This is a genomic window from Calditrichota bacterium (assembly GCA_013151735.1).
GTDB lineage: Bacteria > Zhuqueibacterota > JdFR-76 > JdFR-76 > BMS3Abin05 > BMS3Abin05.
On the sequence record JAADHR010000176.1, the window covers coordinates 3,274 to 3,622 of the forward strand.

The 349-nt window shown below is 52.4% G+C and carries 1 protein-coding gene; it reads left to right on the top strand.

Annotated elements, in window-relative coordinates:
• Positions 1 to 156: 2-hydroxyacyl-CoA dehydratase (locus GXO76_12255; protein NOY78632.1), on the top strand; the 156-nt coding region annotated here is incomplete at its 5' end.
• Positions 157 to 349 lie beyond the last annotated feature (193 nt).

The following is a 349-nucleotide window of genomic DNA, read 5'->3' on the forward strand; positions in this document are numbered from 1 at the left end:
AAATTCTGCGAGCCGGAACTTTTTGACGTGCCGCTCATTCGGAAAAAACTGGAGGCTGCGGGTATTCCGGTAACTTACGTGGAATTTGAGATGGGGGAACCGCTCTCGCAGCAAACCCTCACGCGTATTGAAGCATTTGTGGAAATGCTTGGGTGATGGGTGATGAATTTGTTGAGTTGGTGGGGTTTATTGGGTTCATGGAGTTTGTTGGGTTGGCAGAGTTTTTTGGGTTCAACTGTATCGGGGGGGGCCCGGGGTGTCTCGGTACGATCCTCCTTCGTCGGATCACTCGACGCCCGGTATTTGGTGAATTGGAGGAAAATGAGGAGAGCCGCCTCCGGTCATCGAG